This is a genomic window from Synechococcus sp. KORDI-52 (genome assembly GCF_000737595.1).
Lineage (GTDB): Bacteria > Cyanobacteriota > Cyanobacteriia > PCC-6307 > Cyanobiaceae > Parasynechococcus.
The window spans coordinates 416,324-442,362 of record NZ_CP006271.1 but is presented as its reverse complement, the minus strand read 5'-3'; the positions used below and the strand labels follow the sequence as shown (position 1 = coordinate 442,362).

Here is a 26,039-nt window from a genome sequence, read left to right as displayed (position 1 = left end):
GTTAAGCCGCCGAAGCGAATCCCAGCCGCTTCACTTCGGGGTGCAGACGAATTCCGTGCTCGGCTTCGATGCGGTCCTGCACCAGGTGGATCAGCTGGGCGATGTCCTTCGCCTGGGCAACACCGGTGTTGACGATGAAATTGGCATGCACGGTTGAGATCTCGGCGCCGCCGATCCGGGTTCCCTTCAGCCCCTGCTCTTCGATCAGCCGTCCGGCCTTGAGCGGTTCGGGATTGCGGAAGACACTGCCGCAGCTGGGTTGTTGATAGGGCTGCGTGGTGGTGCGGTGGCTGAGATTCGCACTGGTGACCCGTTTGAGTTCGTCCGGATCGCGACCGGGCTCCAAGCGGAACCGTGCGGACAACAGCACGAGGTCGTTGTCTTGCAGTCGGCTGTGGCGGTAAGCGAAGTTCAGTTGATCCCGCTGAAGCTCAAAGCAGTCGCCTCCCTTCAGCGGCATGACCCGCACTGACTCCAACCATTCCGCTGTGCAGCCTCCTTGGGCGCCTGCATTCATCACAGCGGCACCGCCTGCGGTTCCAGGGATGCCAACCGCCCACTCCAGGCCATGCAGCCCAGCGCGTGCAGCCCGTCGTGCCATCGACGGGATCGGTTCGCCGGCGAGCACCTCAATGGTTCCACTGAGTGCATCGATCTGCATCCCTTGAAGTTTGCGCAGGCAGAGCGAGAGCCCGGGCAGGCCGTCATCGTGAATCAGCAGATTCGATCCAGCACCGATGACGCGGCAGGGCATGCCCTGTTGAGCGGCCCATTGAACCCAGCCTTGTGTTTCTTCAAGACTGGTGGGTTCCGCCAGCCATTCGGCGTTTCCTCCCACCCGCCACGTGGTGAATTCCGCAAGGCTGGCTCCGGCCTGGGGCCGGCGGGCATCGCATGGAGTCATGACGTCAGCCTTGCCCACAGTCCATTCACATCGCCAGCGCCCATGGCCAGGACGAGATCCTGTTCGCGGCTGTGCTGCTTCACCAGGTCGGTGAGTTCGTCGAGGTTGTCGGCAACGGCGATTTTCAGATCGGGTTTCAGGCTGTGGACCCGATCCGCCAGGGCCTTGCTGCAGATGCCCTGCAGCGGTTGCTCTCCTGCGGGATAGACAGGAGCCAGCAGCAGCAGATCACAGTTCTGCAGGGCTTGGGCAAAACCATCGAGGAACTGCTGGGTGCGGCTGTAGCGGTGGGGCTGGAACACTGCCAGCAGACGTTGCGGCGCTGTGGGTAGCGGACTGCGGCCACTGCTCACCATCAGGCGTGCCATCTTCAGGGTTGCCTTCACCTCACTGGGATGGTGGGCGTAGTCGTCAACGATGTGACGGCCTTTCCAGGTGCCCCGAAGATCAAACCGGCGTCCTGGTGCTTTCAGTCCCGCGAGACCTTCCACGAGTTGGTCGAAGGGAAGACCTTCCATCCGGCAGGCGGCCAAAGCGGCTGTTGCATTGCTCAGGTTGTGCAGCCCGGCCATCGGCAGGGTGAAGTCGCCGACAGCTCGCCCCGCTTCATAGAAGCGGGCGATGCAGCGATCGCCCTCGAGGCTCAGGGGCAGGGCGGCGAAGTCAACCGTTTCGGCACTTTCGTTGGACCACCAGGCCGTCGGCTGGAAGTGTTCCTGCAGGATCGGGCAGTCGTGGTTGGCCAACACGCGATCGCAACCGCCCGCGAAGCGTTGCAAGGTGGAAATCAGATCGTCGAGGCTGGAATAGTGATCGGTGTGATCCAGCTCCAGGTTGGTGATCACGCCCAGACTGGGGCTGAATTTCACCAGGGATCCATCGGATTCATCCGCTTCGGCTACGAGCAATTTCCCCTGGCCGGAATGACCATTGCTGCCCAACCGGGGAACGATGCCGCCGATGACAGCGGTCGGATCTTGATCGGCCTCCAGCAGCAACGTGGTGATCAAGGTGCTGGTGGTTGTCTTGCCATGGCTGCCGGCCACCGCAATGGAGGGTTGCTGCTCGATCAGAGCCGCTAGAAGATCGGATCGATGCCAGATCTCGAGACCCTGCTGCCGGGCCCGTTGCAGTTCCGGATTGCTCTCGGGAATGGCAGTGCTGATCACCACCACCGGTGAACAGGCATTGGTCGGTCCCGTGACGGCGTCAATGCAGCTTTCATTCTGCTGGCGGTAGACCTTGACCCCCAGGGTCATCAGTTGTTGTGTTGTCGCATTGTCACGGGGGTCCGAGCCGCTGACCGGGTGTCCGCGGTCGACCAGAATCCGGGCCAGGGCCGACATGCCAATTCCCCCGACACCGATGAAGTGGACTGGTGTCTGACGGTCGAGCAGGCGCGGCAACGGAAGGATTCGGACTGGGGAAAGATAGGCCAGCTATCGCCGCTTGTCTGCTGATCTGAGACAGGGATAGCGTCAATCTCAATGGGCCTGAACAAGGTATTTCTGCTGATTTCTGTATGATCGGCGGCCAAAACCCTTGCGCGGCTTTGCCGCTTCTGCCATGACCCTGCGCGTTGCGATCAATGGATTCGGCCGGATCGGTCGCAATGTTCTGCGGGGTTGGATCAGCCGTGGTGCTGACACCGGTCTGGAAATCGTGGGGATGAACTCCACGTCCGACCCTGCCACCAGTGCACATCTGCTGACCTACGACTCCATCCTTGGTCGTTTGGATCCTTCCGTGGACATCAAGACCACGGACAGCTCGATGTTCGTCAACGGCAAGGAGATCAAGTTCTTCGCCGACCGCAATCCCCTCAACTGCCCCTGGAAGGAGTGGGGTGTTGATCTGGTGATCGAGTCCACCGGTGTGTTCAACACCGATGAGAAGGCCAGCATGCACATCCAGGCTGGCGCGAAGAAGGTCATCCTCACCGCCCCCGGCAAGGGTGATCGCGTCGGCACTTTCGTGGTGGGCGTCAACGACGACCAGTACCGCCATGAAGATTGGGACATCCTCAGCAACGCCAGCTGCACCACCAACTGTCTGGCTCCGATCGTCAAGGTTCTGGATCAGAACTTCGGCCTTGACTGGGGTCTGATGACCACCATCCACAGTTACACCGGCGACCAGCGGATCCTGGACAACAGCCACCGTGACCTGCGCCGCGCCCGTGCTGCGGCACTGAACATGGTCCCCACCACCACCGGTGCGGCCAAGGCCGTGGCTCTGGTCTACCCCGAAGTGAAGGGCAAGCTCACTGGCTTCGCCATGCGCGTTCCCACTCCGAACGTCTCCGCTGTTGACCTCACCTTCGGTCCCTCCCGCGCCGCCAGCGTCGACGACATCAAGGCCGCGATCAAGTCGGCTTCTGAGAACGGCATGAAGGGGATCATCAAATACAGCGACCTGCCTTTGGTTTCCACCGACTACGCCGGCACCAACGAATCCACCATCTTTGACGCCGACCTCACCTACGCCATGGGTGACAAGGCCGTGAAGATCCTGGCCTGGTACGACAACGAGTGGGGCTACAGCCAGCGTGTTGTTGATCTGGCCGAAGTGGTGGCCAAGAACTGGAAGTGATCGTCAGCTGATCGCCCTCTTGATCCCTCCCATCCAGGGGGGGATTTTTTTGTTTAGGCGCCGTCGCCTATGGCTGGCGGAAGTGATCAAAGCTGCTCATGTCCACCTTTGCGTGGTTGTGGGCCCAGCGGATGATGCCTGCTTCAGGATTGATCTGGCCGATGCGCTGGCTTTCGGGGACGCATTGCTGCCAGGCATCGGCCCAGGCTTCGGGAAGGCTCAGCACCAGCTCAAAGTCCTCTCCTCCGGCGAGGCACCAATCCGTCCATGGAGGTCCCTCAGGCCAGCCTTCGCTCACGGGAAGCAGGTTGTTCCGCAGCACTGCTCCACAACGGCTGGAGTTGCAGAGTCCTGCGACGGCCGCGAGAAGTCCGTCGCTGCTGTCGGTGCCCCCGGCCCGCCATGGCAGATGCTCCGGCTTGCAGGCCAGCAGCAGCTGGACGTCCTTCAGCCGAGGTGTCGGTCGTTGATGTCGTGCGATCGCTTGGTTCCGCAAGGCCAAGCTCAGAGCGATGTCACGGACGTTGGGGTCGTTTTGCAGCAGGGCGAGCCCCAGCCGGCTGAGACCATGGGCTCCACTTGTGACGAGCACATCGCCGGGGCGGGCTGCGTTGCGATGCAGACGCAGGGGTCCTTGACGGCCAAGGGCTGTGATGGAGAGCAGTCGCTGCTCTCCTCTGGAGCAGTCACCCCCCAGCAGGATGCCGCCGTACTGGTCTAAGACGGCACTGATGCCTTGATACACCCCCTCCACCCAGTCCCAGCTGGTGCGTCCTGGGGCGACCAGGCCCACGGTGATCCCCTCGATCTCGACGGCACCGCTGGCGGCCAGGTCGGACAGGTTGGCGGCAACGGCACGCCAGCCCACATCCATGGCTGTGGTCGTTCCATCGCTGAAATGGATGCCGTCCACGAGAACGTCGGTGTTGATCAGCAGGGGGCGGGGGTCGGCGGCCAGAGCCGCGGTGTCGTCACTGAGCTGATCGGGCGGAGCGAAGTGGGCTAGCCGCCTCAGCAGCTCCTCTTCACTCAGCTCCGCCAGGGTTGGGCTCATGCGTGGGCTTTGAGCTGCTCCGCTCCCTCGATCACCTTCACGGCAGTGATCCGGTCATCAACGCCCAATTCCTCCAGAACATCGAAGCCCTCCACCACATAACCGAAGGCTGCATTGCGGCCATCCACGAGGTTCAGGCCAGCAGGGGTGAGTTCTGCTTCGTAGAGAAACATGAAGAACTGGGAGGACCCGTCATCGAGGGCCTGGTCCGAATGGGCCCAGCCGAGGGTGCCCAGGGTTGCGAACGGAAGTGTCGGTGTGGCCTTGAACAGGCCCACATCCTCAAAGGTTTCGTTGTAGATCGTGTCGTCTTCGCCCGGCACTCGGATCTCCAGGGGCACGTGGCGCTCCTGCTTGGTCTTCGGATCCACGTAGCCGATCTCCGGCCCCTCAGGATCCCCGCTCTGGAGCACGTAGAAGTCCTCGGCCCGGATGAAGGGCAGGCCGTCGTAGAAGCCCTTGAGGGCGAGATCGACGAAGGCACCTGCGGTAAGGGGGGCGTTGTAACCATCCACCACGGTGGTTAGCTCCCCCTGGGTGGTGCTCACGCTCAGGGTGGCCCTTCCCTTCAGCCTGGGGAGGGCATCGAATTCTGCGGGGATCTCCCGTTCAAAGCCGTCGGGCACCAGCAGGGCCTCCACATCACCGATGGAGCGCAGCGTGTTGCGTCGATCGGCGATGAAACCTGGCTTATCGGTGGCTTTGACCTTCTCTTTGAGATCTTCCAGCCCCTGATCCACCCTCTGCAACAGCGTTTCAGCCGTATCGCGCTTGGCCGCTGGGATCGAACTCAGGATGGTGTCGCGGCGGGTGTTGAGCAGCGCTTCACTGCGGGACACCGTCTTGCCGAGGGCTGTCCAGCGTTTGGCCCGCAGATCGTCACTGGTGAGCTCCAGCCGATGCTGAAGTTCGCGGATGTCGTCCTGATCAAACGGCAGCGCGTCCCGGAGGATTGCGGCAGGGTCTTTCACAGCATTGCCCTGGGGCAAGCCGGCCCAGGCAGGGGCAGCCGTTGTGATCAGAGCAAAGCTGATCAGGGCAGCAAGGACGGCGTTCAAACGCTGATGGACCAAGGGGGAACCCCAGTGCTGACGGGACTTTGGCACAGCCGTATAGTCCGAGGAACCGTTCGGTGGGAATGATCTCCAGTAACGACTTCCGCACCGGCACCACGATCGAGATCGATGGGGCCGTCTGGCGCGTGGTCGAGTTCTTGCACGTCAAGCCCGGCAAGGGATCTGCCTTCGTGCGCACCAAGCTCAAGGCGGTGAAGTCCGGCAACGTGGTGGAGAAAACCTTCCGCGCCGGGGAAATGCTTCCCCAGGCGATGCTGGAGAAATCCTCTCTTCAGCACACCTACATGGAAGGTGAGGACTATGTCTTCATGGACATGGCCACCTATGAGGAGACTCGCCTCAGCGCCGACCAGATTGGAGAGAGCCGTAAATACCTCAAGGAAGGTATGGAGGTGAACGTGGTGTCCTGGAATGACACCCCCCTTGAGGTTGAACTGCCCAACTCCGTGGTTCTTGAGATCAAGGAGACCGATCCTGGCGTCAAAGGCGACACCGCCACAGGTGGCACCAAGCCCGCCATTCTGGAGACCGGCGCCCAGGTGATGGTTCCGCTCTTCCTTTCTGTGGGAGAAAAGATCAAAGTGGATACCCGCAACGACAGTTACCTCGGGCGCGAAAACGGATGACCATGCAGCTGGATCACGAACAACTGCACCGCTTGCTGGAGGCGCTCGGCGAGAGCGACATTCAGGAGTTCCGGTTGGAAGGGGATGACTTCCGCCTGGAAATCCGTCGCAACCTGCCGGCCCAGGCTGTGATGGCCCCGGTCATGCCCGCTCCCGTTGCCGCCACTGCTCCAGCGTCCGTTGCACCCGTCGAGCCTGCAGCTGCGCCGCCTGCATCCACCGCAACCCGCAGTGACCTGCTCGAAGTCACGGCTCCCATGGTGGGCACCTTTTACCGCGCTCCCGCGCCTGGCGAACCTGCCTTTGTTGAGGTGGGCAGTCGGATCAATGTCGGCCAGACCGTCTGCATCCTTGAAGCGATGAAGCTGATGAACGAGCTGGAGTCGGAGGTTGGCGGTGAAGTGGTGGAGATCCTGGTGGACAACGGCACGCCGGTGGAATTCGGTCAGGTGCTGATGCGGGTCAAGCCGGCCTGAGTTCAGCTCAGGTCCCAGGCGGCCTTGATGGCTGCTGCCGTGCTCTCAGGGCTCGCGATGCCTTGCGCTGCGATGTCGAAGGCGGTGCCGTGGTCGGGGGAGGTGCGCAGAAACGGCAGTTCCAAGGTGGTGTTCACCGCCGCATCGAAGGCCAATAACTTCACCGGAATCAGCCCTTGGTCGTGATACAAGGCCAGGATCCCGTCAGGCCCAGGCTGATTCGGGGTCTGCCAGGCATGGGCGGCGCTGATCCAGCAGGTGTCGGGGGGAATGGGACCTTCCAGACGCACCTGAGGATGGTCTTTTCGCCATTGATCCAGCAGTGGCAGCAGCCAGTCGGCTTCCTCGTGGCCCAGCTGACCGGCTTCGCCGGCATGGGGATTGAGGCCGGCGATGCGCAGATGTGGTGTGGTCGTGAAGCGTTGGCAGAACCCCAGCAGCACGTCCAGTTTGTGGTGCACCAGGTCTGGGGTCAGCGCCCCAGGGATCTGGCTGAGGGGGATGTGGGTGGTGGCCAGCAAGGTGTTCAGGCGCCAACCGCTGGTGGGAGAGACAGCAGTGAACAACATGGAGGAGCGTTGGCAACCCGCCAGCTCTGCCAGACGTTCCGTCTGCCCGGGATAGCAATGGCCGGCCGCGTGCCAGAGATGTTTGGCGATGGGGGCGGTCACCAGGGCTCGGGATCCCCGTGACTGAAGCAGTTCAACGGCACGGGTGAGCCAGCGAAATCCAGCCTCGGCTCCGCTGGTGCTGGGTTGCCCTGGTTGAACGTTGGCCTTCAGGGGTTGGTCGTCGATTCTGAGCGCTGCGGGGTCAGCCAGGGGGAGGTTTGATTGCTGCTGCAGTCGCGCGTGGGTGCGGAGCAGACTGCGCCTGCAACCCACCAGCAGCGGTTGGAGCTCGTGGGGGAGCTCGGCTGAGGCTAGGGCTTTGAGCACCACTTCCATACCGATCCCAGCGGGATCGCCGAGAGCAATCACCAGCTCATGCCTAGGGTTTATGGAATCACGTGGGCCCATTGCTGTGCTGCGTTTGCTGTTGCTGGGGTGTCTGTTGGTGGGATTGGCCTCAGGCCTGCGCTACGGCTGGATTGAACTGCATCCCTCTCGCTTCCTCAAAGATGTTGGTGTTCCCGTGCCTGAGGAGGGAAAGGGTATCGATTTCAACCGTTGGTTGATCGAGGGGGGGAGTGGAGGTCAGGCGGATTGAGTCTGTCCTGGTTCAAACAATCCTGAAGCCCGTTGAAGTAGTCCGGATGCAGCAGCGTGTAACCGAGGTCGTGGCAGAGCTTGTGATTGCTGACGCGGCGGTTCTCGCTCCAGAACGTCTGAGCCATGGGGCTCAAGCTGTCCACGATTTGATCGAACGGCTCCAGCGGCGGTAGGGCACAACCCAACAGGGATGCCGCATGCCGCATCAGTTCCGCTGTGGGAGCCGGGAGGTCATCTACCACGTTCACCAGGTTCCCTTGATCCATGGTCGGTGGAGTTCCCTGCTCGGTGCGATGCATGAGGTGCCAGCAGGCCCCTGCGATGTCTTCCACATGGATACGGCAGAACACCTGGCCAGGTTTGTCGATCAAGCGTGCGCGCCCTTGGTGCAAGGCGTTAAGCACCGACCGTCCTGGGCCATAGATGCCAGGCAGGCGCAGAATCTGGATCGGTAGACCGGAGTGCAGCCAAGCTTTTTCGCAATTCAGGCGGCGGATGCTGCGGTCCAGCATCGGCGATGGTTCGTCCTGCTCGGACACCCAGCTGCCCTGACGATCGCCATAGACCCCTGTCGTGGAGAGATAGCCCGCCCAACGCAGCGGCAGGTTTCTGAGTGTGACAAGCAGCTTCGACAACACCGGATCGTTTCCATCCCGATCCGGGGGGATGGTGCACAGCAGATGGGTTACGCCCTCCAGAGCGCCCGGGTCGAGCCGGTCCTGACCGTTGCTGTCGAAGAGCAGATCAGCGTGGGTGGCGTCGAGGGAGCGCCGGGTGCAAAGCACCGGAGTTCCCATGGCGCGGGCCAGACTGGCCAAACAACGTCCGCTGTATCCACCCCCCAGCACCAGCAGCTTGGCGTCAGACGCCAGGGGCCTCGATCGCTTGACAAGATCGATCAGCATCAGTACACCTGTATTAGATCAAATGTACTGCTTTGACGTCGTCGTCTCTCCAGCATTCTCGCTCCGGGGTTCTTGTCCTCCGGGCCATCTTGACGGCTGCACTGTTCGCCAGTGCTGTGGTCTTGGCCCCTGAAGACCCCGGTGTTCAGGCCTCCATTTGCCAGCGGCATCACTCGCCAGACGTGTGCCGAGTCTGGTAGAGATCAGGCGGCTTGGGCGGCGACGGGGAAATCTTCCGGTTCGCTGATGGGTTGATCCGGCTGGGCCCATTGCAGCAATCGAAGGGCGAGCCGGAGGTCGCCATCCATCCAGGCGCGAATCGCCATGGCGCGCCGTGGATCGTAAAAACGCTGCCGCCGATACCAGTCGAAAACATCCGCGTCAGATTTGCGGCCATTGCAGGCCAAGCACGCCGGAACACAGTTTTCGGTCACACTCAAGCCCCCTCTTGCTCGGGGGTGAATGTGATCAATTGACTCCGAAGGTTTGCCGCAATAAATACAACTTTGTCCTGTAAATGTATGAATTGACTGTCGCCATCTTCGGACACGTAATTTGGGACAGAGTTCGTCGAGAAAAACCGCGTCCCTGTTGTGCATCCGAATGCATCGGTTGGATTGATTCTGCCGTGAATGAAAAGTCAGTCAATGTGTCGAACGCTGCATTTTGGAAGGTTTCTTCGCCTGTGATGTGAATCTTGATCTCAAAGCCTGCACGCTGAACCGAGTTTCTTAAAGTGATCGTTTGTGGGGGCTTGTTGACGCCGCCAAAACCCACAACGACCTGTTGTCTGGATCTCTCTCCAGCTGGGTTGATTCGTGTGGTCAGTCCCTTCGATGCGGTGACCCAGGCCCAGTTGCGTCGGATCAGGCCTCGGGGACGCTGGAACGGTCCAAGCCATGGCTGGGACTTTCCCTTGGCGGCAGCCGATCCGCTTCAACAGGCCCTGGGACAGCGTTTCCCCATCACTTCCGCTTTGCAGGAATGGCTTGATTGGTGCGAGTACCCCCTGCCACCGCTGCCATCGCATCGGACCCTTGTGGCTGCGGCGGATCTCGACACAGCCCTGCAGGATGGTCGTCATCCCTTGCGCCATCAACGCTCCGGGGTCCGCTGGCTCCTGGCCCGTCGCGGCGCCGTTCTGGCGGATGAGATGGGGCTGGGGAAGACCCTTACAGCTCTGTTGGCGGCCCGTGCCCTGATGCGTTGTGCTGAGGTGCGTCTGCTTGTGGTGGCCCCCGTCGGCCTGCATCCCCACTGGCGCCGGGAATCAGAGGCCGTTGGTGTTGAGCTTGAGTTGGTGAGTTGGGCCCGGCTCCCCGACAACCTGCCGCCGGCAGGAACCCTCTTGGTGGTGGATGAAGCGCATTACGCCCAGTCACTTAAGGCGCAGCGCACGGCGGCTTTGTTACGACTGGCCCGTCATCCCCGTCTGCGCGCGATCTGGATGCTGACGGGAACTCCAATGAAGAACGGTCGCCCCTCTCAGCTGTATCCCCTGCTTGCGGCTATGGATCATCCGATTGCGCGGGATCAACGCCAGTTCGAGGAGCGTTATTGCCAAGGCCACTGGCGGGAGAGCCGATCCGGTAAACGGTGGCAGGCGACAGGCGCGAGTCAATTGGAAGAGCTGCGGCGGTTGAGCCGCCCCTTAATACTGCATCGTCGCAAACAGCAGGTGGTGGACCTTCCACCCAAGCGGCGGCGTCTACACCCTTTGGCTCTTTCGGAGGCTGAGAGCACGGGTTTTGATCATCGTGTTGGGCTGGTGCTGGATGACTACAGGCGTCGAGCCCGTCGTGGAGAGGTGCGACGGGATGCTGAGCACCTGGCCTTGCTGACCTCCATGCGCCAGATCGCAGCTGAATTCAAATTGCCTGCGGCTCAGCAACTGGTCGAGTCATTGCGTCGAGAAGGGGAAGCGGTGGTGTTGTTCAGTGGCTTCGTGGCTCCGTTGCAGCTTTTGCAGCAAACCCTCGGTGGGGAATTGTTGACCGGTCGCCAGAGCCCCGCTGAACGTCAGCAGTGTGTGGATCGTTTTCAGCAGGGTCAGAACGATTGTCTGCTGGCCACCTTCGGCACTGGTTCCCTCGGCTTCACCCTTCACAGGGCTCGACATGTGGTGTTGCTGGAACGCCCGTGGACGCCCGGCGACCTCGACCAAGCTGAAGACCGCTGTCATCGTCTTGGGATGGGCGGTGGCCTGACCTGCCACTGGCTGCAGCTCGGCGCCGCAGATCAGTTGGTGGATGGATTGTTGGCCAGCAAGGCGGAACGGATCGAGGTGTTGATGGGGCCTCGGCGATTGACATTGGAGCGCCAATCCTTGCCCGCCATGGTGCGGGATTGTTTGCAGGCGGCCTGACGCACTTGGAGTTCGTGCTGCAGCATCGGATCGATCGGCTGGTTTGATTGCGTCAGCAGCGATAGTGCTGCGTCGACGTCATTGCAGGCTTTGGATTGATCGCCAAGCAGAGTCAAGATAAGAGCGCGGTCCCGACGCAGTTCGGCTTGATCCGGTGACTGACCAATGGCCTCATCGCAGCGTTCGACCATGAGCTTGAGGTCTTCGATCCGGAAGTCCCCCAGGCAACTGGTGACGAGTGCTGTCGGTGTGTTGGAAGGTGGTTTTGAGGGCTGTTCGGTTTGGCAGCCTGCCAGCAACACGGCAGCCAGAAGGGTCAGACCCAGAAGCCCTGAGTGATCAGTAGCTGTAGCGCGTTGTGTCGTCGGTGCTGCTGGGGATGGATGAGGACTGTCCAAGGGTGGCGGCGTTGGCTGGTTGGGTGTTCCCGCCGAACAGATCACCAAGGAACTGGCCACAGTCGGGGAAATTGCCGGGGTCTTTGACGACGGCTTCTGTAATCATCACCGAGGCATGCTCGGGAGATGTTTTGAACATGCCACTGCCCTGGCGTTTGATCACGGCGTATGCGGCATTCCAGCTGACCGTGTGGTCGTTGCCGCTGGAACGCATGAAGCAGTAGATCTTGGCGCCCTTCTCCTCGGTGGCTTCAGCCGCGTTGACGGTGGGACTGACACTGCCCAAAGCACCGATCAGGGCCGCGGCGGAGAGAACCAGCGATGACCTGATGGGACCCATAACAGTGTTAGTAAGTAATTCCAAGGTATCGATCAGCTCCCAGCTGTCGAGGGCACGATCAGCCGCACCACCAACGGCAGCACCAGCAGCACCGTGATCAGCCGAACAGCGTGGAGGGCCGCCACCGCAGCGCCCACGCCGAATTCCGCACCCACCAGGCTCATACCACTGATGCCTCCTGGCGCTGCTCCCAGCAAGGCCACGATGGGATCAATGCCGAGCAAACGGCTGCTCCACAGTCCGACGACCAGTCCCGTCAGCACCAGTGCCAGGGTGATCAGAACCGCTGGTTTCCACAAAACTTGCAATTGCTCCAAAGAGGTGCGAGTTAGGCCGGTTCCGATCACGGTGCCGATGCCGATTTGAAGAACCGTGCGTGTTCCCGGTGGCCATGTGGCTGCTTCCAGTTGACCGCTCATGCTGACGATGCCAGCACCCAGCAAGGCCCCCGCCAGAGGAGCAGCGGGAATGCCGCTGAGTAAAGCCAGCAGTCCGATGGCAGTTCCAGCCAGCAGGTACAGCCCCAGCGTCACCATTGAAGGCATCAGTCTCGATCGCGTCAGGTCAGCTTGATCTTGAGACAACGGCGCTCCTGTGTTGTCATCAGCGCAACCACCAGGTTTTCGGTGATGACATCCTCCGTGTCCTTTCGGATCACCCGCACTGCGGAAGATCTCGCTCAAACCATCACAGCTCTATCGCAGCGTTTGGTGAAACTGGAACAGCGTCAGCAAGCGCTTGAACTTCAACTGCGCCAGCAGCAAAAGGATCTGAATGCTGTGCCGGATGAAGAGATCTCCACCCTGGAGGGTGTTGAAGCCCTGTTGCGCGAAACGCGTGAGCTTTTGGACATCACGGCTCCGACGTCAGAGGCTGGTCTGCCTGATGAGCCTGCTCAGAACGAGTCCTGGGGTCAGGAGGACGAAACAGAGCTGAGCTGCGATGTCGCGTAGGGGTGGTGCACGGTGCCAAAATAAAAAGAAAGGCAACCATGGCGACCACCATCCCTGCCTCCAATGCTTGTGCTTCTCGCACCTTGCATGGCATGACCATCTGGACCCGGTCAGGCTTTCTCGAAGGTGGACATCAGCTCGAGAAGTTGGAGTTTGCGCTCGCGCTCGCTGAAGCCAAGGGCGATCAACGTCGATGTTCTCAGCTGCGCGACCGGATTGCGGATCTGGGGGGCAACGCTGAAGAGCCGGGGACCTGACCTGAATTCAAGCCATCGAACGGTTGTTGTTCAGCAACTCCGAATTTGGCTTCTGAGATGGTCTAAATATCAACTAGGGCTACTATGTTGTTGATAAGGGGATTCGAACGTTGGCCCTGATGCTTACGACAACAAAACTATCAGAGACGGCTGCTCAACAACGTCAGGACCACGAATCAGCATCTAAAGCCTTGTTTGCAAGTGCTCGTCAATGTGCAGAGGATGGTCGGATCAATGAAGCGGCTTCTTTGATATTGCAGGCTTTGGGACAGGAACGTCGCGCTGGATGTACCGGACCTCAGGTTCTTCAATTGATCAAACCTCGCTCCTGAGGTTGATCCGAAGTTTCTTCAAGCGGGTGACCGGACTCGAACCGGCGACGTTCAGCTTGGGAAGCTGACATTCTACCACTGAATTACACCCGCAGCGGGGCGAGATCGCTCTCACCACCTGTGTTCTAGCCAAGCGCCGCTGATGCTGCAGCGACCCCCGCACCCATGCTGCCTTTGTGCAGGCCAAGGGATTGAAGGGTGGCTTCAATCGCAGCGACGGCGGTCAATACATCCCGGTCGCAGACATAGCCGAGATGGCCGATGCGGAACACCTGACCTTTGAGATGATCTTGTCCACCAGCGAGAAGAATGTCGAATTTTTCCTTTACGGCTTTGCGCAACTGTTCGGCATCGATGCTTTCGGGGGCCACTGCTGTGATGGCTGGGCTGCCGCAACCCTCGGCGGCAAACAGGGGCAGGCCAATCGCCTTCATGCCTGCCTGGGCGGCAGCGCGATGGCGGGCGTGACGGGCAAAAATCGCCTCCAGGCCTTCCTTCTGCATCATGTCCAGAGCAGCTTCCAGGCCGAAGTAGAGGTTCACCGCGGGGGTGAAGGGGTTGCTGTCCTTCGCCGCTGTTTTCCGGTAGGGGCCCAGATCCAGATAAAACTTGGGCAGATCGGAGCGCTCGTAGGCTTCCCAGGCCCGTGCGCTCATGGCCACAAAACTGAGGCCCGGGGGAAGCATGTAGCCCTTTTGTGCGCCTGAAGCCACCACATCCAGTCCCCAGGCGTCCATGGGCACGTTGGTGGCACCCAGGCTGGTGACGCAGTCCGCCAGGGTTAGGGCCGTTCCGTGGGCCTTCACGTGACGGGCAATGCTCTCCAGGTCATTGATCACCCCTGTTGAGGTTTCCGAGTGGGTGAGGATCACGGCTTTGATCGCTTTAGCGCTGTCGGCTTCCAACGCCGAGCGGAAGGCTTCCGGATCGAGAGGTTGGCCCCACTCCGCTTTGATCACCTCGACGTCAAGTCCGTAGGCGCGGGCGACCTTGACCCAGCGTTCGCCGAACTTGCCGTTGTCGCCGCAGAGCACCTTGTCGCCGCGGCTGAGGGTGTTGATGATTCCCGCCTCCATGGCAGCTGTTCCGCTTCCGGTGATCACCAGCACGTCGCTCGTCGTCTGGTGCAGCCACTTGAGCTGTTCGGTGGTGCGTCGCACGATGGCCTGGAACTCCCCGCTGCGATGGCCGATGGGGTGACGACCCATGGCCTTCAGCACCGTTTCCGGCACCGGGGTGGGGCCCGGAATCATCAGGGTGAGCTTGTCCTGCATGGCGCGGGGGATGCCAATCGGCGACTCTAGAAAACAGCTTGTCTGGTCCCATCGCCCTCTCCAGCCCCGGATTGACCCTGCCGGTGTGGGTGGCGGCGGCGGCCAAGGCTGCCTTGCAGGTGTTGCTTGGTGAACCGTTTAACGCTGAGCAGCAGTTGAACCAGGGGTCGGATCAACCCTTGCTGCAGGTGCCGGTTTGTTCGGCAGCTCCCTTGGCGGATGGCCAGGCCCTGGGAATCAGCCGTTGTGATCCAGGGCCTGGCCTGGATCTGACGCGGGATCTCGAAATCTGGGTGCGGGTGGCCTGGATCGCCTCATCCCAGCCGGTGCTCGAGCTGCAGGCCGGAGAAGGGGTGGGTCGGTTTGGCCCTGAGGGAGACATTTGCCTCTCCGGCTTCGCCCGTGAGCTGTTGGAGCGCAATCTGCTGCCTCTGTTGACGCCGGGCCGGGGCCTGCTGGTGCAACCGATTCTTCCGTTGGGGCGCAGTTTGGCCCAACGCACCAGCAATGCTGCCTTCGGCGTTGTGGATGGTCTCGCCTTGATCGGCACCCAGGCGGAGGTGCAGCGCAGCGCGGCACCGGATCAATTGCAGCAGGTGCTTGCAGAGCTGCAGGCACTCGCTGGAGAACCGGCCTTTCAGGGACGCCTCGTGCTGGTGATTGGAGAGAACGGATTGGATCTGGCCCGTCAGCAGGGTCTGGGGCCCGTGCTCAAGGTGGGGAACTGGGTCGGGCCGGTGCTGGTGGCCGCGGCGGAGGCCAGTGTTCGCGATCTGCTGCTGATCGGTTACCACGGCAAATTGATCAAGCTGGCCGGCGGCATTTTTCATACCCATCACCACCTGGCCGATGGCCGTTTGGAGGTGCTGGTGGCACTGGGGCTGGATGCCGGCCTGCCGGCGGCCCAGTTGCTGCAGCTTCGTGGTGCAGCATCCGTTGAGGAGGCCTTCCAGGCGTTGGAGGCTGATCAGTCCAGCGCCCTCGGCCAGCATCTGGCCGCGACGGTGGAGCGGCGCAGTCAGGTCTATGTGGCCCGCTACGGCGACTGGACGATGCGGATCGGTGCGGCGCTGTTCGATCGGAGCCGCAGCCTGCGCTGGCTAGGACCGGTGGCGGTGAAGCGCTTCTTTACGCTGATGGATTGACGGTTGTCGCAAGGCGACACATTTCCGGATTGATGTCCCAGTACTCCTCCGACGGTCAGCGTCAGCCGGCCATCGTCATCCTTGATTTCGGCTCGCAGTATTCCGAGCTGATCGCCCGCCGTGTGCGGGAGACCGAGGTGTTTTCGGTGGTGCTCGGTTACAGCACGTCGGCGGAAGAGCTGCGGCGCATGGCCCCGAAGGGAATCATCCTCAGCGGTGGCCCCAGTTCGGTGTACGCAGAACATGCGCCCCTGTGCGATCCCGGCATCTGGGATCTGGGCATCCCCGTGCTGGGGGTTTGCTACGGGATGCAGCTGATGGTGCAGCAGCTGGGTGGTGTGGTGGAGGCCGCCACCGGCAAGGCCGAATACGGCAAAGCACCCCTTGAGGTTGATGACCCCACGGATCTGCTCACCAATGTCGACAACGGTTCGACGATGTGGATGAGCCATGGCGACTCGGTGAAGGCGCTGCCCGAGGGTTTCGTGCGCCTGGCCCACACGGCCAACACACCGGAGGCGGCGGTGGCGCACCTGCAGCGCAAGCTCTACGGCGTTCAGTTCCACCCCGAGGTGGTGCATTCCACCTGCGGCATGGCCCTGATCCGCAATTTCGTTTATCACGTTTGCGGTTGTGATCCGGATTGGACCACCGCGGCGTTCATTGACGAGGCCGTTGGCCTGGTGCGGGAGCAGGTGGGCGACAAGCGCGTCTTGCTGGCCCTCTCCGGCGGTGTGGATTCATCCACCCTCGCCTTTCTGCTGAAGAAAGCGATCGGTGATCAGCTCACCTGCATGTTCATCGACCAGGGCTTCATGCGGAAGGGTGAGCCCGAGTTCCTCATGGACTTCTTCGACCGGAAGTTCAACATCCATGTGGAGTACATCAATGCGCGCCAGCGGTTCATCAGCAAGCTGAAGGGCATCACCGATCCGGAGGAGAAGCGCAAGATCATCGGCACCGAGTTCATTCGGGTGTTCGAAGAGGAGAGCAAGCGGCTTGGACCCTTCGATTACCTGGCCCAGGGCACGCTTTACCCCGATGTGATCGAAAGCGCTGGCACCAATGTCGATCCCAAGACCGGCGAGCGGGTTGCTGTGAAGATCAAGAGCCATCACAACGTGGGCGGTCTTCCCAAGGATCTTCAGTTCAAGTTGGTGGAGCCCCTGCGCAAGCTGTTCAAGGACGAAGTGCGCAAGGTGGGCCGCAGCCTCGGCCTGCCCGAGGAGATCGTGCGCCGCCATCCCTTCCCGGGGCCAGGTCTGGCCATCCGCATCTTGGGTGAAGTCACCGACGAGAAGCTGGATTGTTTGCGTGATGCTGACCTGATCGTGCGTCAGGAAATCAAGGAGGCTGGGCTGTATCACGACATCTGGCAGGCCTTTGCGGTGCTGTTGCCTGTGCGTTCCGTTGGCGTGATGGGCGACAAACGCACCTATGCCTGGCCGATCGTGCTGCGTTGTGTGTCCAGTGAAGACGGAATGACCGCCGATTGGTCCCGGCTTCCCTACGACCTGATGGAGACCATCTCTAACCGGATCGTGAATGAGGTGAAGGGAGTGAATCGGGTGGTGCTCGATATCACCAGCAAACCCCCCGGCACGATTGAGTGGGAGTGATGGTGTGGGATTGGTTGCGGCCCCGGTCCAAACCGGGCCGAATTTTTTTGATCGGTCACAACAAGTGCGGCACGCGGTCGTTCCACAAGTTGTTGCGGAAGAACGGGTACAGCTCGATCCACTACGACAAGGGACGGCTGGCCCGTCGGATCCAGGCCAACTTCACCTTTTCCAAGCCGTTGCTGGATGGCGTGGATGGCTATTGCGGCTACACGGACATGGAACTCTGCGGTGAGTTCTACGCCTACCGCCTCTTCCCCCTGTTGGACCTGCAGTACCCAGGCTCCTGCTTCATCTACAACACGCGTGATGTGAGCCGCTGGGTGGACTCACGCATGAATCACCGCAAGGGCAAGTACGCCCGTGCCTACCTCGATCGGATGCGTCGGGCCTACGACGATCCCTCGTTGACGCTCGACGACCTTCGTCAGCACTGGGAGGAGGCCTGGCAGCGCCATGACCTCGACCTGAAGCGTTATTTCGCTGGACGCAGCAATTTCTTCGCGTTCAACATCAGCGTGCCGTCGGAGCAGGCCGCCCTCTGCAGTTTTCTCAGGCGTCGGGGCTACCGGATCCGCGGCAAGGTGTTGCCCCATGCCGGCGCGCGATCTGCGCAGGCCGCAAGCTGATTCACGGCTGGCGACGGCTCTACATCATCGATACCTTGGGCCACCGGCCTTTGGGATATGACGGCGACACAACAGCAGGATGTTCAGCTGCAGCGTCGGTTGCAGCAGGACAGCATTCAGCTGGGTGGCCGCACGATCTATCTGAACCCCTTCCTCTACTGGCGGCGGTTCGACAGCAACACCGATCGCTGGTTGCGGGAGCCCGGTCAGCTGACGGAAGATCAGATCAAGGCCAACCGCAGCCGCTTTTACCCCGAACTCGACTGGGGTCAGCTGGATGATCACGCCACGGCTGTTCACGATGGCGCTGTGGAGATGTTCCTCAAGAGCCTCGAGCTGATCAGCACCTTCCATCCCGAGCTGGGTTCCGGGCAGATGCTCGAGGTGGAACGCAAGATGACGATCACCAAGAAGCGGGCTTTCGAGCGTTGGGTGGACAAGGCGATCCGGCGGCGTCAGCGGGATGAAACCCGGGAACATCGGCGCTTTGAGCGCAGCCGCTTCTGGCGTGCCTGGCGTGAGTGGATTCTGTTGGACACCACCCAGAAAGCGCTGGTGCCAGTGGTGATGCTCATGGTGCTCAGTGGGGTGATGGGTTGGTCCCTGGCGGCTGATCGTTCCGCCTGTCCGACATTGGCGCTTCCTTCGGGACAGACTGGGGTTCGTTGATCTGGCCCCATGGCCGCTGAATCCAACTCCGACAACCCGCTTGACCAGTTGCGTCTGTCGCTGATGCAGGATGTGCTCCCGGTCGGGCTGGCCGTGCTGGAACGGGCCCGGCAGGGAGGTCCAGGCAAAGTGGTTGAGGTGTTCACCGCCGGGTCGGAGGACCCCATCGCTGATTTGCGTCAGGAGGGTGAGCCCGTGGCGCGTGATGTTCGAGAGCAGTTGGATGCCGTGAGCCCTGGGCTGGGCAATCCGGTGATGCCGGTATCCGTGTCCGTCGAGGAACCAGGAACGGTTGAACAACCCCAGGAGGACTCGGATGACTTGCTGCCGACCCTGCGGCGGATTGAAGAGCGGCTTGAGGAATTGCGCCGTCGCTTGCCAGTGCAACAGGGATGACCCGTTTGGCACAGCAGCGGCAGACCGGTCTGCGACAGCAACCCCTTGTGCTGCTGCTGTTGGTGCTGATGTTCTGCGGCGCCATGGTCAGCCGCCTGGTCTGGATGCAGCTGCTGGAGGGGTCGCGCTTCCGTGAACTGGCGGATGAAAACCGCATCCGTCTTGTACCCCGCTCGCCGATCCGCGGTCGCTTGCTTGATCGCAAAGGGCGGGTGCTGGCCACCAGCAAGCTCACCTATTCGCTGTACCTCGAGCCGCGTCTGGTCAGCGATGACGACTGGCCTGATCTGCGTGATCGCCTGGCCAGGCTGCTGAATCTGGAGCCTGATCTGCTGGATCAGCGCCGTCAGAAGGGTTTGGATCGGGATGGTTATCGCACCACATTGGCCCTGGATCTCAAGCCGGAACAGGTGCTGCGCTTCCGTGAACAGGCCCTGGTGTTGCGGGGTGCCCAGGTGGACGTCGACATTCTGCGGTCCTATCCCAACGGAACCCTGGCGGCTCACGCCCTCGGCTACACCCAGCCGATCACGGAAAACGAATACGACGTTCTGGCGGAAAAGGGCTACAAGATCCGCGATCGGATCGGTCGCACCGGGGTTGAAGCCGCCTACGAGAGCCATCTGCGTGGCAAGTGGGGCGGCCAGATGCTGGAGGTGAATGCCATGGGTGAGGTACAGCGCAACCTGGGTGATCGCCCCTCAGAAGCAGGAAAGGATCTGGTGCTCACCCTCGATCTGGATCTGCAGCGGGTGGCGGAGCAAGCGCTGGCGGACAAGCCTGGCGGCGCCGTGGTGGCGTTGGAGGCGGCCACAGGTGCCGTGTTGGCCTTGGCCAGCCGCCCCAGTTTTGATCCGAACTTTTTCTCCAAGCTGATCACCACCCAGAGGGAGTACGACGCCCTTTTCTCCAATCCGAAGAAACCGTTGCTGTCTCGGGCCATGAATCCCTATGACCCCGGCAGCACCTGGAAGCCGGTGACAGCGATAGCCGGCATGGAGTCGGGCAAATTCCCGCCCGATACCAAGCTGCATACCAAGGCCTGCATCACCTACGGCGGCCACTGTTTCCCTGATCACAACGGGGCTGGCTTCGGTCACATCGGCTATGCCGATGCTCTGCGCTTCTCCAGCAACACGTTCTTCTACCAAGTGGGGGTTGGAGTCGGCTCCAAGGCGCTGAAACAGGCGGCTGATCAGCTGGGCTTTCAGCAGAAGACCGGTATTGAGATCGGCTGGGAAGAGAGTGTCGGGTTGGTGGGGGATGAAGACTGGGCAGCACGCGGCCGCGGCTGGACTGATCCCGGCACGAGCCCCTGGATCCCTGAGGACATGGCCAGTGCCTCCATCGGTCAGTCCGTGGTGCAGATCACCCCTCTTCAGTTAGCCCGCGCCTATGCGGTGTTCGCCAATGGTGGTTGGTTGGTGACGCCGCACCTTGCCTCCGGTGACATCGATTGGCTGAGCCCAGAGCACCGAACCAAGGTGGCGATCAAGCCTTCAACCTTGCAGACGATCCGGGAGGGGTTGCGCAAAGTGGTGGAGGCCGGAACCGGTGCAGGCCTCAATGGTCCTGGCATTCCACCGGCGGCCGGCAAAACCGGAACGGCGGAGGACAGCACGGGAGGACCTGACCATGCCTGGTTCGGCTGCTATGCCCCCTATCCCGACGGCAAGATTGTGGTGGTGGCCTTTGCCCAGAACACCCCAGGCGGTGGATCCGTTCACGCTCTGCCGATGGCCAAAAAGGTGCTGGCGGAGTGGGAAAGGACCCGGCAGCGCTAGGCGGCCGTGAGTTGAGGTGTGGACAGCACCGTGCGGTAGTAGGTCCGCAGTTGTTCGGTGGCACCCGCCCAGCCCCAGCGCTCGGCTTCGGCACGGGCTGAAGTGCGCAGAGCCTGGCGTTCGAGGTCGTTGCCCAGCAGACGGCGGGTGGCTTCGATCAGGCTTGCGGCGCCTCCGTCGGCGCCGTCGGGTTCATAGAGACAGCCGTTGATGCCGTCGGTGATGATGTCGGGGATGCCGCCACGGTTGGCGCCGACCACGGGACACCCGGCTGCCATGGCTTCCAGCAGCACCAGGCCCAGCGTCTCTGTGCTGGAGGGGAACAGGAAGGCATCGCCGCTGGCGTAGGCCCCTGCCAGGTCTTCCCCTGCGAGATAACCGACGAAGGTGGTGGCGGTTCCCTCGAAATGTTTTTCCAGTTGCTGGCGGTGGGGACCATCGCCAACCAGGGCCAGCCGTGCATCGGGAAGGGCTTCCAGCACGGGGCGGATACGTTCAATCTGCTTCTCGGCGGAGAGGCGGCCGACGTACAGCAGCAGGGCACCGCGGTCGTCATGGCCCCCGAGAAGCCGCTGGCGCCGTTCCGCGCTGCGCAGCTCAGGACGGAACAACTCCGTGTCCACGCCCCGCTGCCACAGATCAGTGTGTTGAATGCCCTTGTCGCTGAGCTCCTTCACCATGGCGGTTGAGGTGCACAGATTCAGCAGGGCCTGGTTGTGCGCGGCCTTGAGCATTTCCCACAGGAGCGGCTCCAGCATTCCCAATCCGTAGTGCTCGAGGTACTTGGGCAGGTGGGTGTGATAGCTGGCGACCAGGGGGATGCCTTTGTTCTTCGCGAGCCAGATGCCGCCGAGACCCAGCACCGCCGGGTTCACCACATGGATCAGGTCGGGTTGGAATGCATCGATCGCGTCCGACACCGCTGGGCGAGGCAAGGCCAGTTTCAGCTCCGGATAGAGCGGCAGCGGCATTGCTGGAACGCCGATCAGCCGAGCTCCCATGTACTCCTCCGGGCAGCCTTCCGGACAGAAGACCACCACCTCATCGCCGGCGTCCACCAGATGCTTCACCGTCTTGGTGAGGCGGGTGACGATGCCATCGACCTTCGGCAGGAAGGTTTCGGTGAAAAAGGCGACTTTCAAGGATGACGTTCGATCAGGATGCGGTGCCGATGGCCTGGGCCTGGGTTTTGGTCCATGCGGAGGTGCAGAGGATGCGGTTGCGGTCGCACCGGTCGGCGTAGCGGGTGGCGATCTCCACCACTTCCTTCAGCAGGCCGTCATCGAGGGTGGTGGGATTGAGCCCCAGTTCGATGAAACAACGGTTGTCCACGATCAGATCGTTTTCAACGGCTTCGTTGCGCGGATTGGGCAGGTTGTTCACCTGAGCACCAGTGAGAGCAGCCACTTTCTTGGCCAGTTCGCCCACCTGATGGCTCTCGGTCATCTGGTTGAAAATCTTCACCCGCTCCCCTTGGTCCGGGGGGTTCTCCAGCGCCAGCTGCACGCAGCGCACGGAATCGCGGATGTGGATGAAGGCGCGGGTTTGGCCCCCGGTGCCGTGAACGGTGAGCGGGTAGCCGATGGCCGCCTGCATCAGGAAGCGGTTCAGCACGGTTCCGTAGTCACCGTCGTAGTCGAAGCGGTTCGTCAGTCGTGGGTCCCGGTCGGTTGCGTCGGTGTTGGTCCCCCAGACGATGCCCTGGTGGAGGTCAGTGATCCGGACCTTGTCGTTCTTGTTGTAGTAGAGGAAGACCAGCTGATCGAGCGTCTTGGTCATGTGATAAACGCTGCCGGGGCTGGCCGGGTGGAGGATTTCCTCCTCAAAGCGGCTGCCATCGGGCTGGGGCACTTCCACCTTCAGGTAGCCCTCAGGGATGGTGGCGCCGCGGTGGGAGCCGTAGCCGTAGACGCCCATGGTGCCCAGGTGCACCACGTGGATGTCCTGCCCGCTTTCCACGATCGCGGCCAGCAGGTTGTGGGTGCCGTTGACGTTGTTATCGACGGTGTAGCGCTTGGTGGCGCTGCTCTTCATCGAGTAGGGGGCGGCCCGCTGTTCCGCGAAGTGGACGACGGAATCCGGGCGCTCGTCCTGAAGCAGATCCAGCAACCTCTGGTACTCATGGGCGATGTCCATGTGGACAAACCGCATCGGTTTGCCGCCGGTCTGCTCCCAGGCTTTCAGCCGCTCGCCAATGCTCACGATCGGCGTCAGCGACTCAACTTCAAGGTCGATATCGATCTTGCGACGGCTGAGGTTGTCCACGATCAGCACGTCGTGGCCCTGATCCGCCAGGTTCACCGCACAGGGCCAGCCGCAGAAGCCGTCACCGCCGAGAACGAGAACTTTCACCCCAAACTCCTGCTGGAACGAGCGTGATGCTCAGTCTTGGCAAGCTACTACAGGGATTTTCAGCGTGGACCGTCTCAGCTGATGGCGACGGTGACCGCCACCATGGCGGCCACAAGCAATCCACCGGTCACCAGCATCATCATTGAGCTGCGCTTGCGGCTCTGGCTGGTGGCAACGTCCATCACCTCCATGCGTGGCTCCTTGGCGAAGGCGTTGAGACGACCGCCGTCTTCCGTGGTGACCGACATGGGTCCAATGCGACTGGTCGGACCTTATGAGTCCAAATGCTCATTGCCTGCCTTTATGAAGCAGGCTTCACCTCACTTCATGTCTCTTCACTTCATCGGGGTGTCTGCACCAGGCCCGTGGTTGGTGAGCTGGCAGAGGCCTGATCCCTCCGCGGCAAGCGCCCGGAGCGGTGGGCGGTCCGCCCGGCCATCACCGCCTGGCCCATGGCCGCGGCCATGGCTGCGGGGTCGCCCGCCAGGGCGATGGCGCTGTTGACCAGGACGGCATCGGCGCCCATTTCGAGGGCTTGTGCCGCCTCGCTGGGCACGCCAATGCCGGCATCCACCACCACCGGAACACCGGCGTTTTCGATGATTAAACCGATGTTGGCGGCATTGTTGAGCCCCTGGCCCGATCCGATTGGAGAGCCCAGCGGCATCACCGTGGCGCACCCGACGTCTTCCAGCCGTTTGGCCAGCAGGGGATCCGCATTGATGTAGGGGAGCACCGTGAAACCTTCCCGTACCAGCTGTTCTGCAGCGTTCAAGGTGCCGATCGGATCCGGTAGAAGATGCCGAGCGTCAGGAATCACCTCCAGCTTCACGAAGGTGTTGTCCTCCTGCCCTGCCAGCTTGGCCAGCTCCCGTCCAAGCCTTGCGACGCGCACCGCTTCCTCGGCATTGGTGCAGCCCGCGGTGTTGGGCAGCATCCAGATCTTGTTCCAATCGATGGCGTCCATCAAGCCCTCATGGCCCGCGGCCATGGTCTGTACGCGTCGAACAGCCACCGTCACCATGTCGCAGCCCGATCGTTCGATGCTCTGTTGCATCAAACTCAGTGATGGGTATTTGCCGGTGCCTGTGAACAGGCGGCTCTTGAACTGACGCCCGCCAATGGTCAGGGGGTCGGATGAGGGGGAGGACGAATCCATGACGCTTCTGAGCAAAACGGCCTACCGTGCCTTCATCATCCATCGTCAACCATGCCGCTCCTGCTCGCCATGGATTTACCGGTTGGCAGCCAGGTTCCCTTCGACGCCAATCCTCAGCTTCCTCTTGATCCGATTCAGCTGGCGGTTCCCCTCAAGGTTGATCAAGGAGATGTGGAGAGCTTTGACCCTGTGGCACGTGCCTCGGAGCTTGCAGAATCCTTGCCCCGGCAGTGGTGCGGCACGTTTGAGCCGTTTGATGGCAATCCCACAGTGGACGTCACCTTGGACATCAGCCAGCTGACGGCGATGGGTCAGATGGTGGATATCCGGGGAACAATGACCTTTGGCTCCGTCACGACGCCGGTGCAGGGCAACCTCCATGCCAAGTCGGATCAGCTTGATTTGATTCCCTTGGCCGATCCATTGATCGCTGGTCTTGAGCCCGGAGGCGTCTTCCTTGGCTTGCAGGATTTCAGCCCAACCGGTTGGCAGGCTCCTCGACTGGTGAATGTGGCTAATCCCAGCACAGGGGTGGGTGGACGTCTTGCATTGACCATTCGCTGTCAGGAAGAACCACCTGTTTATCAGGACGAACTTCCAGTTCAGCCGTTGTGGTGACTGCTTCAGCGCTTAGCTCATCCGACGTTTGAGCTTTTTCAAGCCTTTCTTCGCGGTGGCATTGTCTGGATCAAGCTTCAGTGTCTGTTCGTAGAGGGAAAAAGCTTCGGCGTCTTTTAGCAATTTTTCCTGGGCAAAGGCCAAGTTATTGAGTGCGACTGGATAGTCAGCTTTAGCCTTCAGTGCCAATTTGTAGTGTTTGGTCGCAGCGGAATAGTCTTTTTGTGCCGCCAAAGCAAATCCGAGGGCGTTTTCGATCAGCGCCCGCGCTTCATCAGGTTCACCGCTCAGGCGTTTGAGCGCCTGCTTGAGGGTGGCGGCAGCTTGTGGATACAGCCGTTTGCGCAATTGGACTGATCCGAGCTCGTACAGATCTGACGCCTGTCGAGACAAGGCCGTTTCGGATTTTTCGAGTTCGATCAGCCGTGCTTCATCACGTCGTACACGAAAAAACTGTCGGCCCACCACTACCGCAACGATGGAGAGCAGGCCGACCAGGCCCAGCAGATAGGTCTGGGGCAGCAGGTTCACGATTTGAAATCAGCTCTTTGCTGCAGCCACGACGTTGGTGAAGCTGCCTGGGTCAACAACCGCGAGTTGAGCAAGCATCTTGCGGTTCAAGCGAACATCGGCTTTCTTGAGGCCGCCCATCAGACGGCTGTAGCTCACGCCATTCAGGCGAGCAGCGGCATTGATACGGGCAATCCAGAGGCGCCGGAAATCGCGCTTGCGACGGCGACGATCGCGGTAGGCATTGCAGAGGGCTTTCATTACCCGCTGGTTCGCTGTGCGGAACAGGGTTCCGTTGCCACCACGGAAGCCACGGGCCAGCCGCAGAATTTTGTTGCGGCGTTTACGGGCGACGTTGCCTCTCTTGACGCGGGCCATGAGGTTGGAAGGGTTGA

General features: G+C 61.3%; 31 protein-coding genes and 1 tRNA gene. 15 read left to right on the top strand and 17 right to left on the bottom strand.

Features of this window, described 5'->3' with window-relative positions:
* Position 1: 1 nt before the first annotated feature.
* Both murB and murC read right to left on the bottom strand, forming a co-directional pair.
* Entirely contained in the window at positions 2-904 is a 903-nt protein-coding gene (gene murB, locus KR52_RS02265; protein WP_038556738.1) for a UDP-N-acetylmuramate dehydrogenase, read from the bottom strand.
* Positions 901-2,310, bottom strand: a complete 1,410-nt coding sequence (murC, locus tag KR52_RS02260) for a UDP-N-acetylmuramate--L-alanine ligase (protein WP_038551921.1) — start codon at positions 2,308-2,310, stop codon at positions 901-903. The genes murB and murC overlap by 4 nt, the downstream gene beginning before the upstream one ends.
* Positions 2,311-2,470: 160 nt before the next feature.
* Between murC and gap the strand changes: the two genes are divergently transcribed.
* A complete protein-coding gene (gap, locus tag KR52_RS02255) occupies positions 2,471-3,496 on the top strand; it encodes a type I glyceraldehyde-3-phosphate dehydrogenase (protein WP_038556735.1) in 1,026 nt (341 codons plus the stop codon).
* 67 nt (positions 3,497-3,563) lie between these two features.
* Here gap and thiL read toward each other — a convergent pair whose 3' ends face one another.
* Both thiL and KR52_RS02245 read right to left on the bottom strand, forming a co-directional pair.
* Complete coding sequence (gene thiL / locus KR52_RS02250) at positions 3,564-4,550, bottom strand: thiamine-phosphate kinase (RefSeq protein ID WP_038551917.1); 987 nt, start codon at positions 4,548-4,550, stop codon at positions 3,564-3,566.
* Positions 4,547-5,623, bottom strand: coding sequence for a peptidylprolyl isomerase (locus tag KR52_RS02245; protein WP_038551914.1), 1,077 nt, complete (start codon positions 5,621-5,623; stop codon positions 4,547-4,549). The genes thiL and KR52_RS02245 overlap by 4 nt, the downstream gene beginning before the upstream one ends.
* A 65-nt stretch (positions 5,624-5,688) precedes the next feature.
* Here KR52_RS02245 and efp point away from each other — a divergent pair, with 65 nt between their 5' ends.
* Positions 5,689-6,252: an elongation factor P gene (gene efp, locus KR52_RS02240; protein ID WP_011363074.1), complete on the top strand. Its 564-nt coding sequence runs from the start codon at positions 5,689-5,691 to the stop codon at positions 6,250-6,252.
* On the top strand, positions 6,249-6,728 hold the full coding sequence (accB, locus tag KR52_RS02235; protein WP_038551911.1) for an acetyl-CoA carboxylase biotin carboxyl carrier protein: 480 nt from the start codon (positions 6,249-6,251) through the stop codon (positions 6,726-6,728). Before efp ends, accB begins: the two co-directional genes overlap by 4 nt.
* A 2-nt stretch (positions 6,729-6,730) precedes the next feature.
* Here the strand turns inward: accB and pdxA are convergent, their stop codons facing one another.
* Entirely contained in the window at positions 6,731-7,747 is a 1,017-nt protein-coding gene (gene pdxA / locus KR52_RS02230; RefSeq protein ID WP_038551909.1) for a 4-hydroxythreonine-4-phosphate dehydrogenase PdxA, read from the bottom strand.
* On the opposite strand from pdxA, the gene KR52_RS02225 reads away from it, so the two are divergent.
* Entirely contained in the window at positions 7,728-7,937 is a 210-nt protein-coding gene (locus tag KR52_RS02225) for a hypothetical protein (protein ID WP_253912432.1), read from the top strand. The two genes, pdxA and KR52_RS02225, sit on opposite strands and share 20 nt — an antisense overlap.
* Here KR52_RS02225 and KR52_RS02220 read toward each other — a convergent pair.
* Complete coding sequence (locus tag KR52_RS02220) at positions 7,891-8,844, bottom strand: SDR family oxidoreductase (protein ID WP_038551903.1); 954 nt, start codon at positions 8,842-8,844, stop codon at positions 7,891-7,893. The two genes, KR52_RS02225 and KR52_RS02220, sit on opposite strands and share 47 nt — an antisense overlap.
* A 203-nt stretch (positions 8,845-9,047) precedes the next feature.
* Positions 9,048-9,443, bottom strand: a complete 396-nt coding sequence (locus tag KR52_RS02215; RefSeq protein ID WP_038551900.1) for an HNH endonuclease — start codon at positions 9,441-9,443, stop codon at positions 9,048-9,050.
* A 155-nt stretch (positions 9,444-9,598) separates the two neighbouring features.
* Between KR52_RS02215 and KR52_RS02210 the strand changes: the two genes are divergently transcribed.
* On the top strand, positions 9,599-11,209 hold the full coding sequence (locus tag KR52_RS02210; protein WP_173402183.1) for a DEAD/DEAH box helicase: 1,611 nt from the start codon (positions 9,599-9,601) through the stop codon (positions 11,207-11,209).
* Between the two features lie 339 nt (positions 11,210-11,548).
* Here the strand turns inward: KR52_RS02210 and KR52_RS02205 are convergent, their stop codons facing one another.
* Positions 11,549-11,947, bottom strand: coding sequence for a DUF6554 family protein (locus tag KR52_RS02205; protein ID WP_038551896.1), 399 nt, complete (start codon positions 11,945-11,947; stop codon positions 11,549-11,551).
* 32 nt (positions 11,948-11,979) lie between these two features.
* Positions 11,980-12,510, bottom strand: a complete 531-nt coding sequence (locus KR52_RS02200) for an AbrB family transcriptional regulator (RefSeq protein ID WP_256382200.1) — start codon at positions 12,508-12,510, stop codon at positions 11,980-11,982.
* A gap of 66 nt (positions 12,511-12,576) precedes the next feature.
* On the opposite strand from KR52_RS02200, the gene KR52_RS02195 reads away from it, so the two are divergent.
* From KR52_RS02195 to KR52_RS15045, 3 genes are all read left to right on the top strand, one after another.
* On the top strand, positions 12,577-12,900 hold the full coding sequence (locus tag KR52_RS02195) for a hypothetical protein (protein WP_038551890.1): 324 nt from the start codon (positions 12,577-12,579) through the stop codon (positions 12,898-12,900).
* Between the two features lie 38 nt (positions 12,901-12,938).
* On the top strand, positions 12,939-13,157 hold the full coding sequence (locus KR52_RS02190; RefSeq protein ID WP_038551887.1) for a hypothetical protein: 219 nt from the start codon (positions 12,939-12,941) through the stop codon (positions 13,155-13,157).
* 119 nt (positions 13,158-13,276) lie between these two features.
* Positions 13,277-13,489: a hypothetical protein gene (locus tag KR52_RS15045; protein ID WP_071840262.1), complete on the top strand. Its 213-nt coding sequence runs from the start codon at positions 13,277-13,279 to the stop codon at positions 13,487-13,489.
* Positions 13,490-13,510: 21 nt separating this feature from the next.
* Here KR52_RS15045 and KR52_RS02185 read toward each other — a convergent pair.
* A tRNA-Gly gene (locus KR52_RS02185) sits at positions 13,511-13,582 on the bottom strand.
* Positions 13,583-13,614: 32 nt separating this feature from the next.
* Entirely contained in the window at positions 13,615-14,763 is a 1,149-nt protein-coding gene (locus tag KR52_RS02180) for an alanine--glyoxylate aminotransferase family protein (protein WP_038551883.1), read from the bottom strand.
* Between the two features lie 38 nt (positions 14,764-14,801).
* Between KR52_RS02180 and cbiD the strand changes: the two genes are divergently transcribed.
* Genes cbiD through mrdA form a run of 6 tightly spaced genes read left to right on the top strand, consistent with a single transcriptional unit; the run spans position 14,802 to position 21,005 of the window.
* On the top strand, positions 14,802-15,908 hold the full coding sequence (gene cbiD / locus KR52_RS02175) for a cobalt-precorrin-5B (C(1))-methyltransferase CbiD (RefSeq protein ID WP_038551880.1): 1,107 nt from the start codon (positions 14,802-14,804) through the stop codon (positions 15,906-15,908).
* Positions 15,909-15,940: 32 nt separating this feature from the next.
* Positions 15,941-17,527: a glutamine-hydrolyzing GMP synthase gene (guaA, locus tag KR52_RS02170; RefSeq protein ID WP_038551877.1), complete on the top strand. Its 1,587-nt coding sequence runs from the start codon at positions 15,941-15,943 to the stop codon at positions 17,525-17,527.
* A gap of 14 nt (positions 17,528-17,541) precedes the next feature.
* Complete coding sequence (locus KR52_RS02165) at positions 17,542-18,156, top strand: sulfotransferase (RefSeq protein ID WP_156957559.1); 615 nt, start codon at positions 17,542-17,544, stop codon at positions 18,154-18,156.
* A 57-nt stretch (positions 18,157-18,213) separates the two neighbouring features.
* The gene (locus KR52_RS02160) at positions 18,214-18,825 is read left to right on the top strand and encodes a hypothetical protein (protein ID WP_038551871.1); all 612 of its coding nucleotides are present in this window, start codon (positions 18,214-18,216) and stop codon (positions 18,823-18,825) included.
* Positions 18,826-18,834: 9 nt separating this feature from the next.
* Entirely contained in the window at positions 18,835-19,221 is a 387-nt protein-coding gene (locus KR52_RS02155; RefSeq protein ID WP_038551868.1) for a hypothetical protein, read from the top strand.
* On the top strand, positions 19,218-21,005 hold the full coding sequence (gene mrdA / locus KR52_RS02150) for a penicillin-binding protein 2 (RefSeq protein WP_038551865.1): 1,788 nt from the start codon (positions 19,218-19,220) through the stop codon (positions 21,003-21,005). Before KR52_RS02155 ends, mrdA begins: the two co-directional genes overlap by 4 nt.
* Here mrdA and KR52_RS02145 read toward each other — a convergent pair.
* From KR52_RS02145 to KR52_RS02130, 4 genes are all read right to left on the bottom strand, one after another.
* Positions 21,002-22,147, bottom strand: a complete 1,146-nt coding sequence (locus tag KR52_RS02145; protein ID WP_038551862.1) for a glycosyltransferase family 1 protein — start codon at positions 22,145-22,147, stop codon at positions 21,002-21,004. The two genes, mrdA and KR52_RS02145, sit on opposite strands and share 4 nt — an antisense overlap.
* Before the next feature lie 13 nt (positions 22,148-22,160).
* Positions 22,161-23,357, bottom strand: a complete 1,197-nt coding sequence (locus tag KR52_RS02140; protein WP_038551859.1) for an NAD-dependent epimerase/dehydratase family protein — start codon at positions 23,355-23,357, stop codon at positions 22,161-22,163.
* Between the two features lie 74 nt (positions 23,358-23,431).
* Positions 23,432-23,605, bottom strand: coding sequence for a photosystem II assembly protein Psb34 (gene psb34 / locus KR52_RS02135; protein ID WP_038551856.1), 174 nt, complete (start codon positions 23,603-23,605; stop codon positions 23,432-23,434).
* 92 nt (positions 23,606-23,697) lie between these two features.
* Positions 23,698-24,516, bottom strand: a complete 819-nt coding sequence (locus KR52_RS02130) for a thiazole synthase (protein ID WP_038551853.1) — start codon at positions 24,514-24,516, stop codon at positions 23,698-23,700.
* 51 nt (positions 24,517-24,567) lie between these two features.
* Between KR52_RS02130 and KR52_RS02125 the strand changes: the two genes are divergently transcribed.
* Entirely contained in the window at positions 24,568-25,134 is a 567-nt protein-coding gene (locus tag KR52_RS02125) for a hypothetical protein (RefSeq protein WP_038551850.1), read from the top strand.
* A 12-nt stretch (positions 25,135-25,146) separates the two neighbouring features.
* On the opposite strand, the gene KR52_RS02120 is transcribed toward KR52_RS02125, so the two are convergent.
* A complete protein-coding gene (locus KR52_RS02120; RefSeq protein ID WP_038551846.1) occupies positions 25,147-25,665 on the bottom strand; it encodes a hypothetical protein in 519 nt (172 codons plus the stop codon).
* Positions 25,666-25,674: 9 nt separating this feature from the next.
* Positions 25,675-26,022 carry a 50S ribosomal protein L20 gene (gene rplT / locus KR52_RS02115; protein WP_011363098.1) on the bottom strand — a complete coding sequence of 116 codons (348 nt, stop codon included), beginning with the start codon at positions 26,020-26,022 and terminating at the stop codon, positions 25,675-25,677.
* Positions 26,023-26,039: the final 17 nt, after the last annotated feature.

Bases quoted from the DNA above. Each gene is read 5' to 3' on its own strand.
- murB (WP_038556738.1), bottom strand. From the start codon at position 904: ATGACTCCATGCGATGCCCGCCGGCCCCAGGCCGGAGCCAGCCTTGCG.
- gap (WP_038556735.1), top strand. From the start codon at position 2,471: ATGACCCTGCGCGTTGCGATCAATGGATTCGGCCGGATCGGTCGCAAT.
- thiL (WP_038551917.1), bottom strand. From the start codon at position 4,550: ATGAGCCCAACCCTGGCGGAGCTGAGTGAAGAGGAGCTGCTGAGGCGG.
- efp (WP_011363074.1), top strand. From the start codon at position 5,689: ATGATCTCCAGTAACGACTTCCGCACCGGCACCACGATCGAGATCGAT.
- accB (WP_038551911.1), top strand. From the start codon at position 6,249: ATGACCATGCAGCTGGATCACGAACAACTGCACCGCTTGCTGGAGGCG.
- KR52_RS02225 (WP_253912432.1), top strand. From the start codon at position 7,728: ATGGAATCACGTGGGCCCATTGCTGTGCTGCGTTTGCTGTTGCTGGGG.
- pdxA (WP_038551909.1), bottom strand. From the start codon at position 7,747: ATGGGCCCACGTGATTCCATAAACCCTAGGCATGAGCTGGTGATTGCT.
- KR52_RS02220 (WP_038551903.1), bottom strand. From the start codon at position 8,844: ATGCTGATCGATCTTGTCAAGCGATCGAGGCCCCTGGCGTCTGACGCC.
- KR52_RS02215 (WP_038551900.1), bottom strand. From the start codon at position 9,443: ATGCACAACAGGGACGCGGTTTTTCTCGACGAACTCTGTCCCAAATTA.
- KR52_RS02205 (WP_038551896.1), bottom strand. From the start codon at position 11,947: ATGGGTCCCATCAGGTCATCGCTGGTTCTCTCCGCCGCGGCCCTGATC.
- KR52_RS02195 (WP_038551890.1), top strand. From the start codon at position 12,577: ATGACATCCTCCGTGTCCTTTCGGATCACCCGCACTGCGGAAGATCTC.
- KR52_RS02190 (WP_038551887.1), top strand. From the start codon at position 12,939: ATGGCGACCACCATCCCTGCCTCCAATGCTTGTGCTTCTCGCACCTTG.
- KR52_RS15045 (WP_071840262.1), top strand. From the start codon at position 13,277: ATGCTTACGACAACAAAACTATCAGAGACGGCTGCTCAACAACGTCAG.
- KR52_RS02180 (WP_038551883.1), bottom strand. From the start codon at position 14,763: ATGCAGGACAAGCTCACCCTGATGATTCCGGGCCCCACCCCGGTGCCG.
- guaA (WP_038551877.1), top strand. From the start codon at position 15,941: ATGTCCCAGTACTCCTCCGACGGTCAGCGTCAGCCGGCCATCGTCATC.
- KR52_RS02160 (WP_038551871.1), top strand. From the start codon at position 18,214: ATGACGGCGACACAACAGCAGGATGTTCAGCTGCAGCGTCGGTTGCAG.
- KR52_RS02155 (WP_038551868.1), top strand. From the start codon at position 18,835: ATGGCCGCTGAATCCAACTCCGACAACCCGCTTGACCAGTTGCGTCTG.
- mrdA (WP_038551865.1), top strand. From the start codon at position 19,218: ATGACCCGTTTGGCACAGCAGCGGCAGACCGGTCTGCGACAGCAACCC.
- psb34 (WP_038551856.1), bottom strand. From the start codon at position 23,605: ATGTCGGTCACCACGGAAGACGGCGGTCGTCTCAACGCCTTCGCCAAG.
- KR52_RS02130 (WP_038551853.1), bottom strand. From the start codon at position 24,516: ATGGATTCGTCCTCCCCCTCATCCGACCCCCTGACCATTGGCGGGCGT.
- KR52_RS02125 (WP_038551850.1), top strand. From the start codon at position 24,568: ATGCCGCTCCTGCTCGCCATGGATTTACCGGTTGGCAGCCAGGTTCCC.
- rplT (WP_011363098.1), bottom strand. From the start codon at position 26,022: ATGGCCCGCGTCAAGAGAGGCAACGTCGCCCGTAAACGCCGCAACAAA.